General features: G+C 63.9%; 11 protein-coding genes. 2 read left to right on the plus strand and 9 right to left on the minus strand.

All coding sequences use genetic code 11. The annotated features are described in order from the left end of the window. Positions 1 to 41 precede the first annotated feature (41 nt). Together purU and LQV16_RS12385 are read left to right on the plus strand one after the other, a co-directional pair. Entirely contained in the window at positions 42 to 884 is an 843-nt protein-coding gene (gene purU / locus LQV16_RS12380; RefSeq protein ID WP_229994211.1) for a formyltetrahydrofolate deformylase, read from the plus strand. 1 nt (position 885) lies between these two features. Continuing rightward, on the plus strand, positions 886 to 1,734 hold the full coding sequence (locus tag LQV16_RS12385) for a bifunctional 5,10-methylenetetrahydrofolate dehydrogenase/5,10-methenyltetrahydrofolate cyclohydrolase (RefSeq protein WP_229994188.1): 849 nt from the start codon (positions 886 to 888) through the stop codon (positions 1,732 to 1,734). Positions 1,735 to 3,096: 1,362 nt separating this feature from the next. Here the strand turns inward: LQV16_RS12385 and hxlA are convergent. From hxlA to LQV16_RS12430, 9 genes are all read right to left on the minus strand, one after another. Continuing rightward, positions 3,097 to 3,720 carry a 3-hexulose-6-phosphate synthase gene (gene hxlA, locus LQV16_RS12390; protein WP_229994189.1) on the minus strand — a complete coding sequence of 208 codons (624 nt, stop codon included), beginning with the start codon at positions 3,718 to 3,720 and terminating at the stop codon, positions 3,097 to 3,099. Positions 3,721 to 3,835: 115 nt separating this feature from the next. Continuing rightward, positions 3,836 to 4,525 (minus strand): 6-phospho-3-hexuloisomerase, encoded by a 690-nt coding sequence (hxlB, locus tag LQV16_RS12395; RefSeq protein WP_229994190.1) that lies wholly within the window; start codon positions 4,523 to 4,525, stop codon positions 3,836 to 3,838. A gap of 41 nt (positions 4,526 to 4,566) precedes the next feature. Next, a complete protein-coding gene (locus LQV16_RS12400) occupies positions 4,567 to 6,537 on the minus strand; it encodes an acetoacetate--CoA ligase (protein ID WP_229994191.1) in 1,971 nt (656 codons plus the stop codon). Further along, positions 6,534 to 7,142 carry a cupin domain-containing protein gene (locus LQV16_RS12405; RefSeq protein ID WP_229994192.1) on the minus strand — a complete coding sequence of 203 codons (609 nt, stop codon included), beginning with the start codon at positions 7,140 to 7,142 and terminating at the stop codon, positions 6,534 to 6,536. Before LQV16_RS12405 ends, LQV16_RS12400 begins: the two co-directional genes overlap by 4 nt. Next, positions 7,142 to 8,158: a fumarylacetoacetate hydrolase family protein gene (locus tag LQV16_RS12410; RefSeq protein WP_229994193.1), complete on the minus strand. Its 1,017-nt coding sequence runs from the start codon at positions 8,156 to 8,158 to the stop codon at positions 7,142 to 7,144. The genes LQV16_RS12405 and LQV16_RS12410 overlap by 1 nt, the downstream gene beginning before the upstream one ends. Before the next feature lie 86 nt (positions 8,159 to 8,244). Further along, positions 8,245 to 9,096, minus strand: coding sequence for an ABC transporter substrate-binding protein (locus tag LQV16_RS12415; protein ID WP_229994194.1), 852 nt, complete (start codon positions 9,094 to 9,096; stop codon positions 8,245 to 8,247). Beyond that, a complete protein-coding gene (locus LQV16_RS12420; protein ID WP_229994195.1) occupies positions 9,093 to 10,124 on the minus strand; it encodes a fumarylacetoacetate hydrolase family protein in 1,032 nt (343 codons plus the stop codon). The genes LQV16_RS12415 and LQV16_RS12420 overlap by 4 nt, the downstream gene beginning before the upstream one ends. A gap of 30 nt (positions 10,125 to 10,154) precedes the next feature. Further along, the gene (locus LQV16_RS12425) at positions 10,155 to 11,093 is read right to left on the minus strand and encodes a VOC family protein (RefSeq protein WP_229994196.1); all 939 of its coding nucleotides are present in this window, start codon (positions 11,091 to 11,093) and stop codon (positions 10,155 to 10,157) included. Positions 11,094 to 11,134: 41 nt separating this feature from the next. Then, complete coding sequence (locus LQV16_RS12430) at positions 11,135 to 12,640, minus strand: bifunctional 3-(3-hydroxy-phenyl)propionate/3-hydroxycinnamic acid hydroxylase (RefSeq protein WP_229994197.1); 1,506 nt, start codon at positions 12,638 to 12,640, stop codon at positions 11,135 to 11,137. Positions 12,641 to 12,728 lie beyond the last annotated feature (88 nt).

A 12,728-nucleotide genomic window follows, 5' to 3' on the forward strand; every position in this document is an offset into this window, starting at 1 on the left:
CCCTTCCGGCCAAGCCCGTTACGGCTAGTGGCACCGCTGAAATCGGCCGACTCACTGTCAGCTGCCCTGATAAGCCGGGCATTGTCGCCCAGCTGACGCAGCTGTTGGGAGAGCACGGGGCAAACATTGTGTCCCTGGACCAGTTCACAACCGGCGCCGAAAACGGGACCCTTTACCAGCGGACCGTGTTCCACCTTCCCGGTTTCGCCGCCAAGCGAGAGGTCCTTGAGGCCGATATTCAGGCGAAGCTTGCCGAATCGCTTCAGATGGACTGGAAACTGACGGATGCTTCCAAGCGCAAGCGGGTCGCGATCTTCGCCTCGAAGACCGACCACTGTCTGTTGGACCTTTTGTGGCGGCACCGGCGCGGAGAGATCCCGATGGATGTCGTCATGGTCATCTCCAACCACCCCGGCCTGGCCGACCAGGTGCGCCCGTTCGACATCCCCTACTTCTACGTCCCCGTGACGGGGGACAAGAAGGACGCCGAACGCAGGCACCTGGAACTCCTGAACGGAAACGTCGACCTCGTGGTCCTGGCACGGTACATGCAGATCATCTCCGCTGAGTTCCTCGACGATGTCCAGGTACCGGTGATCAACATCCACCATTCCTTCCTGCCCGCCTTCATCGGCGCCGGCCCGTACCAGAAAGCCAAGGACCGCGGCGTCAAACTCATCGGAGCCACAGCTCACTACGTGACCAAGGACCTGGACGAGGGCCCGATTATCGAACAGGACGTCATCCGCGTCACCCACCGTGAATCCACCGCGGAGCTCATGCGCTCCGGAGCCGACGTCGAACGAAGCGTGCTCTCCCGGGCCGTTACCTGGCACTGCCAAGACAGGGTCATGCGCGACGGCAACACAACGATCGTCTTCTGACATGGCAGCCCACATCATCGACGGAAAAGCACTCGCCACGAGGCTCCGGGAACAACTCCGAACCGACGTCGAGCAATTCAAACAGTCCACCGGCCGGCCCATCGGCCTTGCGACCGTGCTTGTTGGTGACAACCCGGCATCCGAGGTCTATGCCGACAGCAAGCGCCGACTATCCAAGCAGGCAGGAATTGAGGACCACCACCGCCGCCTCCCCAAAGACGCTACCCAGGAACAGGTAGCTCACGCACTCGATGAACTGGCAGCCAACCCTGCAGTGTCGGGCATTTTGCTGCAGCTTCCGCTGCCCGCCCACTTGGACGCAACAGCGTTGATTGACCGGATCCCCTGGGAAAAGGACGTCGACGGTCTTACTACTATTAGTGCCGGCCGGCTAGCCCGAAACGTTGAGGGACTGCGGCCCTGCACTCCGCTCGGAGTGATCTCTCTCTTAGAGAATGAGGGGGTCCAGCTGCAGGGCGCCAATGTGGTGGTCATCGGACGCTCAGACCTCGTCGGCAAACCGCTGGCACAACTCCTCCTGCAGAAGAACGCCACGGTGACCGTAGCGCACTCGAAGACTAAGGACTTGGCTGCCGCCACGCTCCAGGCGCAGGTGGTGATAGCTGCAGCCGGTGTTCTCCACCTGATCGGCGCCGAACACATTTCCGCCGGGGCCGTCGTCATCGACGTCGGCATCCACCGCACCGAGGACGGACTCACCGGTGACGTCGACTTCAGCGCAGCCAGCACGGTCGCGTCAAAAATCACCCCAGTCCCCGGCGGGGTAGGTCCGATGACCATCGCCGAACTCCTCCGCAACACACTCAAAGCAGCACAGCTCCAGAGCTGAACGGCGTCACGCTTCGACCCGGCTAGAAGCAGTGGCCACGATTCTAAATGTTGAGGCATGAGAAGCCCAGTCCCTACAACGTGTGCGTCATATGTGAGGGCCTTGCAGACAAATGGAGCCCATTTGTCCAGCAGATATTGGCATCACAATCCAGGCGAACTGCACAACGACCGCACGCCGAATGGACTGCAAGTGCCAACGCATTGCTTGCCTAGCTCCGCCGCTGTCCCCGCAGAGACGGCAGCAAAATAGCATGCTCGGTAATTTCAGTACTGCTGCACAAATAGGGGCGCATTCCGGGCCCAACGTGGTAGGCCCTCGCGGTCTCAAGAAGACTGCGTGTAAGCGTCTGAGCCATACGGGGATTACCCCCCGCAAGGGCCAAAGTCTCATGAAACGCTCGTCCTTGCTCCATTGCGCCTTCGGCATCCTGGCGGCGGCACAGCTTCACCTAAGGCCTTAGTTTTCCTGCACAGGACCCCCATGCGCTGCCAAAGGGGTTCGCCAGGTCAGACACCGCCGGCATGAGCTCCTAGGGGCAAGGTCACCGGTGACTCCAAAGAGCACCAGCGAGGACGGCAATCCGGTTCAAACGGCGATCCCACGGATCCCAAAGCGGATTAAGCCCTCGGCCGGACGGCATGGCAACGGATTGAAGCACGGCTGAACTACTACTCCTAGGTTCAGGCTGCGTTGCGTGCTGGCTCTCGAACGGATGCATGGCTAACGACCACGTGGTTCCGGAAGCAGGTACGCGCTCTTACCAGGCGGACCGCTCCCGAGATTCCCCGAACGGCACTTCTTCACTGAGCTCTAGGACGTACCGGCCTGAGTGATGGCGGGTGACCAAAATGCCGGCGGGCCGGCGGTTCAGAGCCACTTCGATGAGCGACGACTCAGCCTCGTTCAGTAACTGCTCGACAAGATTTGGGTTAGCAGTGGACACCTCGCGCCGCTCTTCCGAATACGCCAGGAGGGAAGGGCTTTGACCGTGTACCGCGGACCTGGTCGGAGTCGGGTTGGGAAGCAACGTCAGATCGGACATAGTGTGACGCCATCCCCGCGCAGGAACAGTCGGCGGTCAGCCGTACCGTTCTCAATCACCCAAATCAGATGCCCCCGGTCTCCGACCGCCTCTGCCCATCCGGCGTACTGGAGATCCTCCAGACACACCTTTACGCTGTCGCCTAGGCTCAGGTATTCCCATTGATGGATGGGCTGATGGGTGGGCCGAGGCTGAAGCGTGGCTCCAGCATTCATCGCATACCCGCTTTCTATCGGTCCGGTTCCTTGTGAGTGGACTGGATGCGGCGGCCGCACGTTTTGCACGGGCGGGCCGCCGCAGGTCATGGAAGAGAAACGTCAGATGATGGCGGCCTTCAGTTCTTTGGCGGCCAGGCTGGGATCCGCGGCTCCGTAGATTGAGCCGCCCGCTACGGCCACGTCCGCCCCTGCCTGCTGGACAGCGTTGATCGTCGAGAGGTTCACTCCTCCGGCTACTGAGAAGGGGACGCGCGCTTCTTCGCCGGCGGCCAGGAGCCCGTTAAGGTCATAGCCGGGCTGTGCCTGCTCATCAAGGCCAGCGTGGAATTCCACGAACTTGGCGCCAAGGGCACGAGCTTCCTTGGCGCGGGAGACTTTATTGGGTACCCCAATGAGGTCAACAACGATGCCTTTGCCGTGTGCCCGGGCGGCTTTCACGGCGCCGGCGATGGTCGAGTCGTCTGCACTGCCCAAGACAGATACCAGATCGGCGCCGGCTTTGAAGGCGATGTCGGCCTCCAATTCTCCGGCGTCCATTGTTTTCATGTCAGCGAAAACGATTTTGTCGGGGTGGGCATTTTTGATGGCGGTGACAGCGGAGAGACCTGCAGCCTTTATCAGGGGTGTTCCGAGTTCGATGATGTCCACGTACTCGGCTACCTTGGCGGCCAATTCGAGGGCGTCTTCGACGGTGAGGAGGTCCATTGCAACTTGGAGTTTCATGATCGGCTCTTTCTTTAGGAATTGTTAGGTTGAAGGAATTTAGGGGTGAGTGGTTGCTTAGTGTTTTCCGCTGCGTCGGTCGCCGCCGCCGTCGTCGTCGCCATTCTGGGTTCTACTATTCGAGATTGGCGTGCCGGGTCCAGAGCTGCTGGGCAGAAATGCTGGATTCCTCCCAGAGGGCTTGGAACACCGCTTCGGTGGCGAGGAAAAGCACCTGTTCGAAGAGGCTTCCGGAATATTGCCGGGAAGCATCCAATTGGTGGTCGGTTTTCTGCGGGGCCGGGATAACCACGAGCATGTCGGTTACTGCAGCTAGTGGGGAATCTATGTTGGCAGTGAACGCGGCCACCTTTGCACCGGCCTTTGCCGCAGTTTCTGCCGCCTTCACCACGCTTGAGGTCGTTCCGGATCCAGAGGCCACCACCAGCAGATCCTCTGCGCGGATCGCAGGAGTGGTGGTGTCCCCTGCGATGTGGACCGTGAGGCCAAGATGCATCAGCCGCATGGCGGCCATCCTGAGAACCAGGCCGCTGCGGCCTGCCCCGGCGACAAACACCCGGTTAACGGTGGTGAGATGGGCGGCCAGGAGAGCAAGTTCCTGTTCATTGATGCGGTCTGCCGTCTCTCCAACCTCGCCCCGGATCAGAGAGATGCTGTGCCCGATGGCGTCGGCCGTTTCTTGACTGGCAGGTGTTGCTAGTGGCGTGGTTCCCAATGTCTCTCCTTTGAGGGGTGAGCCGTATTCAGCGATCCGTGGAGTCGTCTGATGTTCTATCCTCGATACTTCCCGGCGCCCATCGCCCATTACGGCGGCCTGAACCTGTCGGAAGCCGGTAGCGGTGCCACTTAGGGTGAGGTCGTCTGCCGTTCAAGGGCAAACCGGGCATATTCTTCCAACAGCACGGGATCATCCACCGACCCTAGATCCGCGACCGTTTCCAGGCGCGCCCCTTGCAGAAGCCGCTTGACCGGAACCTCCAGCTTCTTTCCGGTGCGGGTATGCGGAATTCCAGGCATGAAGACAATCTCGTCTGGCAGGTATCGGACCGACAGGTTCTCACGGATGGATCTGGTGATCGCCTCTTGGGCCACGCCCGGCTTGGTGCCTCCGGCCAGGTGGACGAACAGCGGCATGTAGTAGTCAGTGCCCAGCTCCGCGCCGACAACCAGTGCCTCGGCGACTTCCGGCAGCGATTCAACCACCGCGTAGATATCTGCCGAACCGAGCCGGAGCCCGTTGCGGTTGAGGGTCGAGTCGGAACGGCCGTGGATGAGGATGCCCCAGTGCGTGAACTCGATGTAGTCCCCGTGCCGCCACACCCCCGGATACATGCCGAAGTAGCTCTCGTGGTAACGGCTGCCGTCATCCCCCCAGAAGCTCAGCGGCATCGAGGGCATTGACTTGGTTACCACCAGTTCACCCTTGCCCGTCGTGGGATTGCCGGCTTCATCCCACGACTCCACGCGCACTCCGAGGGCCGGAGCCTGGATGTAGCCGACACGGACCGGCAGTGTCGGGGATCCTCCTACGAAGATAGAGGCGATGTCGGTTCCACCGCTCATCGAACTCAACCAGATGTCACCCACATTGCCGTAGACCCAGCGGTAGCCGTCGGCCGAGAGCGGCGATCCGGTGACCTGAAGGGATTTCAGGGCACCCAGGTCGTGGTCGCGCATCGGCACCAGGGAGGCCTTCGAGCAGGAATGGACAAATCCCGCACCCACACCGAGGACCGCGACCTGCTCGGCCGCGGCAATTTGCCACACCCGGTCGATCGACGGGAAGGTGGGGTTTCCGTCGACGAGCACCGCCGTCGCCCCCACGCCCAGTGCGGAGACGAGTGCGTTCCACAGCACCCAGCTCGTCGAGGCCACATTGAGGTAGCGGTCCCCGGGCCGCAGGTCGGAGTGGATGAGGAGCATTTTCATTTCCTCAAGCAGCGCCCCGCCGTGGCCATGCACGATGCCCTTGGGAATGCCTGTTGTCCCGGAGGAGAACAGGACCCACAGGGGGTGGCTGAACTCGACGTCTTCGAAGGCGAGCTCCGCCGGTTCGGCCACGGCCTGTGCCCAGTCCACGGCGGGAACCCGGGTTGGGATACTCGGGACGGACGTGTGCCGCCCCACCCAGATGATGTGCTCGAGGGTGGGGAGTTGGGCGAAGATCTCCCCCAGCTCCGCCTGTCGGTCCCGGTCCTTCCCGCCGAGCCGGTAGCCGGGCGCGGCGATGACGACCTTTGGACCGAGCTGGGCGAACCTTGAAACGATCGCGCCGGGGCCGAACTCCGGGGCGCAGACGGACCAGATCGCGCCGATCGAGGCAGCGGCGAGCAGCCCGACGACGGCCTCAGCGACATTCGGAAGGATTCCGACGACCCGGTCCCCGTGGCTCACACCGCGGGCACGAAGGTGCGCGGCGAGGGAGGCCACCTCGCGCCTCAGCGCATCCCAGGTGACCTCCTCGCGTGTCCCGTCCTCGGCGATGCCGATAAGTGCGGTCCCCTCGTGGCCCTGCAGCAGGTGCCGGGCGAAATTAAGGGTGCGTCCCGGAAACCACCGCGTGTGCGGCATGGGGTCAGTGGTGCAGACCGGCCCTGCCGCCCCGCCGAACTCGACTCCCGCAAACCGGGCAAAGAGTTCCCAGAACTGTTCGGGCTCATCAACCGACCAATGCCACAGCTCCTCATAGCCAGCACCGATCTCGATGCCCTGGCCGCCCAGGAAGGCGGCGAAACGGGCGACGCCGGTCTCGGCGCTGTGTTCGAGGTCAGGTTCCCAGATCACCTCCCCGTCTGCAGCCTGGGCGTCGGTGATCATGCCCTCTCCAGCGTCTGCGAGGCTTCCTTGCGCCGCTCGGCAATCTGGGCCGCTGTGAGGGGCTCGGTCCCGATCAGCACGAAAAGGACGCGGGCCGTTGTCTCCGTGCGGTTGGACCACGCGTGGCTGGTGGCACGTTGCACTGCCACGTCGCCGGCGCGCATGGTCGCCTCACCTTCATCGACCAGCAGGGTGATTTCACCTTCAAGGACGACGGCGTAGTCCAGGGAGTCGGTGCGGTGGAACCAGAAGTGCCTGGAGCCGCTGTGCTCGGCTCCCGCTTCGGCTTCGTCGTGTCCGTCGAGCTCGCTGAAGATCACCGAACCCGCCTCGTCCGGATACGCGGAGTCCGGCGGAAAGTCGGCGATGCGCATGATCGTCTGGCCCGGGGCCGGGAAGCTGGGGATTTCCGCATCGGCGCTTGCCGGATCCGAGTCACTAACGTGGTCGATTATCCCAGCTTGGGTCAGCCAGGGCACAGTGGCACCGAATCCAGGGATCATGTCCGAGGACCAGTGGTTGGGTGCGGCCCCGTCCGAGAGGATGATGGCGCGTCCCTGGTCGTCGTGTCCGGTGACGATGCGGCGAACTGGGGGCCGGGTCATCACGCCACCCATTCTTCGTGCGGGTAGGTGCGGGGCTCGGGCCACCAGGGGGCCTTGTGGCGTTCGGTCGAAATCGGCGTGCGCAAAGTGCCCACGCCTTCCAATTCCAACTCGATGACGTCGCCGGGGTTCAGAAACTTCCCGATTTCGACGCCGGCGCCGAAGCCCATTGTGCCGGAACCGATGATGTCCCCGGGCTGCAGGCGGTCGGAGATGGAGACGTAGGCCAGCAGTTCTGCGGGGGTGTAGACGAAGTCCTCGACCTTGGTGTCGGAGAGGACTTCCCCGTTGACACGGACTTGGCCGCGCAACCCCTCGATCGACGTGATTTCATCCATCGTGGTGACCCAGGGGCCGATGCCGTAGCCGAAGTCCTTGCACTTTTGCGGGCCCATGCCGATGGCCATTTCGGCGCCCTGGATATCGCGTGCGCTGAAGTCGTTGAAGATGGTGATGCCAAAGAGGTGGTCCAGCGCCGTGTCCGGGGTCAGGTCGCTGCCGGACTTGCCTACCACGTACCCGACCTCAAGTTCCCAGTCCAGGGCCTCGGTGAAGTCGGGATAGGGCAGCTCCTGGTTGTGTCCGTAGGACATGGCAGTGGTGCCCTTGAAATAGCCCGGACGATCGTAGATCGAGCGTGCCGGCTGGGCCTTGGCAACAATGCGGTGGAAGTTCTGGATGTGCTTCTCGAACGTCAGCCCGTCGCGTATGACCGGGGAGTCGACAGCCGCGCGCCATGAGACCTCGTCGATGCCGTACGAAGCATCATCAGCAGCAGCAAGCGCCTCGTGGGCCGCATCCATGAAGATCGCACCTCCGCCGATTCCTGCAGCCAGGCTCCCGGGGAGAATGGCCAGGGCGAGCGCCCGAGCCCGGTCAGGATCGGCCGCCTTGCGCTGAAGCGTCAGGGCATAAGCGCGGGCGAGATCAATGACCCGGCCCTGGTCTGGCTGGGCTGCGACGAGTCGAATCTGTTCGCCGTCGGGCGTGGGCACTGCTATACGTCCCAGTTTCATGGTGCTCCTTTGAATGAATAATACGATACGTACAGTATCGTATTGCGTTAGTGGAGTTGCAATAGGCAACTACGTGGGGGTGAAGCTCAGCTACCGATAGTGGCGGACCTAGTGGCCCTCAGGAGAGGTCCCGCGTCGCAGAGTTCCTCCAGGCCGATGTCGGGCGGAAGCATGCCCAGGCTTCGACGAATCTCCGTCAGTAGCTCCAGGCCGTGGTGATCAACGGTGAGCGTGCAGGCGCGTGTGCCCCAGGCCGTCGCGGCCGCCGCTTGGTAACCGCGCCGTTCAAGGAACTCGATGCCCTGCGCCTCGGCCATCGACGCTCCGGCCTCCACCCCCCGCACCAGTGCTCGCAGGTAGTCTTCCAGCTCCGCGGAACCAAGAAGATCGGCGCGGGCCACCAAGCCCTGGCCCGGCAGTCCGGGCAGCAGGGCGTTGACATCTGCAAGGGCCCGGAACCCGGCCCGCTCAGCATGCTTGTCGAAGGGGGGCCCGAGCAGGGTCACGTCCACGCGCCCCTCGACCAGCGCCTCCAGGCGTTCACGCACGCCACCCACCAGCACGTAGTCGACCTCGACGCCGGCGTCCCGCAACAGGCGTTTGGCGATCAGCGCGAAACCGTTGTCGGGCGCGTCCACCGCGAACCGGCAACCGGCCAGGTCCGCGATGGATTCCACGTCACCGCCTGCATGGATGCCCAGCGGCGTGGTCGCCTCGACTTGGGCCACCAGGCGCAGGTCGGCCCCAGCCCGGGTCCATTCGAACAGGTTGTCAATTGCTGTGACCACCATGTCCTGTTCCGCGGCGAGCAGGGCACGCAACTGCTCCGCGCTCGAGGTGGTTCGGCTTGGCACCACATCCACTGAGCGCAGGAATCCCAGCTGGTCCGCCAGCAGATAGGAAACCGGCGGCACGAAGTGGCTTTGGCGCAGGCTCATGAGGAGGCCCCGCCGGCCGCGGCGACGGCGACCGGGCGGTCAACATACCAGGGAGGCAACTGCCCGCTGGGCCCGCGGACCGTTGAACGCTGGGTACCGAGACCAGAGATTTCCGCCTCCATCACGTCGCCGTCCCTCAGGAAACGGCCCCAATGCGAACCGTTCCCCGCCGGCGAGCCGGTGATGAGGACATCCCCGGGCAGCAGTACGGCCATCGAGGACGCGTAGGCGATCAGGCTCGGGATGTCGAAAAGTAGGTCATCTGCCAGAGCATCCTGCATCAGCGTACCGTTGAGGCTCAAACGGATCCGGAGCTTCGCCGGATCCGGGATGAACCGCCTTGGCACCACGTAGGGGCCGGTGGGGAAGAACGTCGGCTGGTTCTTCGCCCGGAACCAGTCGGTGCCCATCATCGCGATGTCGTTGCGCGGGACGAGCGTGCGCGCGGTGACATCGTTGACAATCGTGTATCCGGCCACGTAGTCGAAGGCGTCGTCGGCCGAGACTCGGTGCGCCCTGCGGCCGATGACCACGCCGAGTTCCAGTTCCCAGTCGACGTTGCCGCCGACATCCGGCAACTGCACGTCGTCGTAGGCGCCGCAGACCGCCGAGGGGATCCCGGTCCAGACGTAGGGGTCGCCCGAGCGGCCGCGCTCATCGATTTCAGCGGCGGCGTCGGCGGCCAGTTGCGTCGCATCGGCGCCTTCTTTGCCGAGCTTGTGGGCCACGCTCATCTGCAGGACGTGCTCACGGTAGTTCGCCCCCGCGGCGATGATGGTGCCCACCGGCTGCACTGGAGGCAGCACTTTCAGCCCCTCGAGCGGGCGCGCGCCGGCCGCTGCCGGGTCGACGGACTCGAGCGTATCCAGGTGCGCGTCCCAGCCGGCGAACAGATCCCCGATCCGCGCGATTCCCGGCACCACTGTGCGCAGGTCAACGACAGTGTCCCCGAAGACCACACCGGGAAATTGCTCCCCGCCGTCCTCGAAGGTGCCCAGCATGAATCCGCGCACGCGTGCTTCTTCCATGAATCCTCCATTAGTCATTGTCTGCTGCCGCTATACCGGTGGCGGGACAAACAGGCCCTTGTCGCGGTCGTTGAACATTTCGCGGGCGATAAATTCGTCCATGTCGCCTCCGGTTCCCCATTGGTCGGAGGTCTCGGGGTCGCGCGTGTCAAAGATGCTTGGATGCCATGTATCCTCATCCACCGAATCCAGCTCGGTGGTGTACTCCATGGTGTTCCCGTTGGGATCGTGGAAGTAGGTGAAGGTGTTGTCCCCGGCCTTGTGGCGGCCAGGGCCCCAGATTTTCTTGAACCCGGACCGCAGCAGCTTGCCGCTGCCGCGCATGTACTCGTCGATGCCGCGCAGCTCGAAGGACGCGTGTTGCAGCGAGGCATGCGGGCCGCGGGAGATCGCTATGGAGTGGTGCTGCGCATTGCAGCGCATGAAGTAGAAGAGGTCGCCCATGTGCGGGTGGTTGAGGGTGTCGGAGAGACGGAAGCCCAGATGCTGTTCATACCAGGCGCGCATCTTTTCCGGTTCCGGGGAGTTGAGCACCACGTGGGAGAGCCGCACCGGGATCGCCTCGCGTTCCTCGATCTTGCGGTGCTTGCGCACCTCGACGTCTGACGAGACCTCGATGGTGCGTCCCTCCAGGTCGAAGAAGCGGAAGCCGTATCCCCCGCCGAGGGTCTTGACGTCATCGGGTTCGCCAATGAGCTTCACGCCCTTGGCAATGAGGTCCGAGGCGAGCTGGTCCACGGAGGCCTTGTCCGCAGCGCCGAACGCGACCATGTCAAGGCGCTTCTCCTCGGCCTCGCGCACGCGGACCGAATACTGCTCCGGGGAGCCCTCGGCGGCGAAGTAGGTGACGCCGCCGTCGTTCTCCATTTCGGTGAGTCCCCAGTGGTTCTTGTAGAACTCAACCTGCTTTTGATAGTCGGGCACCGCGATGTCGAAGTGCCTCAGGTGTGTGATCGGGCTGAATGCCATGATGGTCTCCTGTGTTCTGTCCGTTTGACGCGGATGTGGGTTTAGATGCGTGCCGGCACGTTGTGGCCGACCTGCGGAATGCTGCCGATGAGGCGCTCCAGGGCCTCGGGTGTGTCGCCGAGGCCCAGGATGTAGCGGTCCGGGCGCACGACGACAGCCTGGGCGCCGGCGGCTGCAAGGATCTGGCCGACCTTGGCCGGATCGAACAGGACCACGACGTCGGTATGTTCCTCGAGTTGTTCCCGCAGCGGGGCGGGGACCGCGGCATAGAGCTCGCGGGTTGTTGCCACCAGGAAACGGCTTCCCACCATGTCATCCAGGCGCACCCCGTCGGCGAGGATCGGCTGCATGCCGAGCCGGCCGGCGCGTTCGTCGGTGCTGCCTTCGTGCAGGCCTGGACCCAGCGCGGGGGCGACCGGTGCCGATGCCGCGGGGTTTGCACGGATGAAGGCATCACGCTGCTTGGCAATGTCGGCGTCCGTGGTTTGCATGAAGCCGGCGGCGCGGGTTGCCTGCTCGACCCAGAACCGTGCGTGCGGCATACGCTCGCTCTCGTAGGTGTCAAGCAGGCCGTCGTCAGCGGCACCGCGCTTGACGGCATCGAGCTTCCACACCAGGTTGGCCACATCGCGCATTCCGGCGCACAGGCCCTGCCCAAACAACGGCGGGGCCTGGTGCGCGGCATCCCCGGCCAGGAAGATGTTCCCGGCGCGCCACTGATGCGCGATGCGCCCCCGGAACGTATATATCGCCAGCCGGTCCGCAGCGAACTTGTCTGCCGGCAGCACGCCATGGCTGATCCGTTCCACGCCCGCGGGAGTCGCAATTTCCTCGGGATCGTCCCCCGGCATCAGCATGAACTCCATCCGCACCCGCGGGCCGGGGAGGCGGATCCACAGGGCGGGCCGCGTGTGGTGGCCCAGGAAGATCATGTCGGAAGACAGGCCTGGACCTTCTTCAAGGATCCCGTCCGCGACCAGCCACTGCGCATCCTCGCCCAGCTGCTCGCACTCGATGCCCAGTGCCTGGCGGCTCTGCGAGCGCGCCCCGTCCGCCGCGATGGCCCAGCGGGCGCGGATGAGGAAATCGTCGCCGTCCGCGTCACGCACGGCGACCTCGACGCCCTGCCCGACATTGCGCACCGAGACCACGGTCATGCCGCGGCGGAGCTCGACACCGGGAAGCTCATGGACGACCTCCTGAAGCAGGACTTCGATGTCCGGCTGGTGGAAGGTGAGGTCATCGTGCCAACCCTGGGTGCCGAGCTGACCGGTCGGCACCGACACCAGGACTTCGCGCTCCTCGTTCTCGATGTGGAACGAGGCCATCGGCAACGTGGCCTCGGCAAAGCGTTCGGCCACGCCCAGCGACTGGAGCGTGCGGAAGGTCTCGCCATCGAAGTGCACGGCACGCGCGGTGGGCCATGCCTGGACCTCGCGTTCGACGCCTACGGCGCTCAGGCCGGCGCGGCCCAGCAACGCCAGGGCAGTGACCCCCACGGGTCCTCCCCCGACCACCACCACGTCAACATTGACGATGTTTGCCATCTCACTCCTTTGTGTTCAGTACGTATCGTTTCGTAAAAAAGGTAACACCCATCACTCGCCCACACAAGAGCTAACGGCTCCCGGCGTG

It is taken from the genome of Arthrobacter sp. Bi26 (assembly GCF_918697925.1).
Classification (GTDB): Bacteria; Actinomycetota; Actinomycetes; order Actinomycetales; family Micrococcaceae; genus Arthrobacter.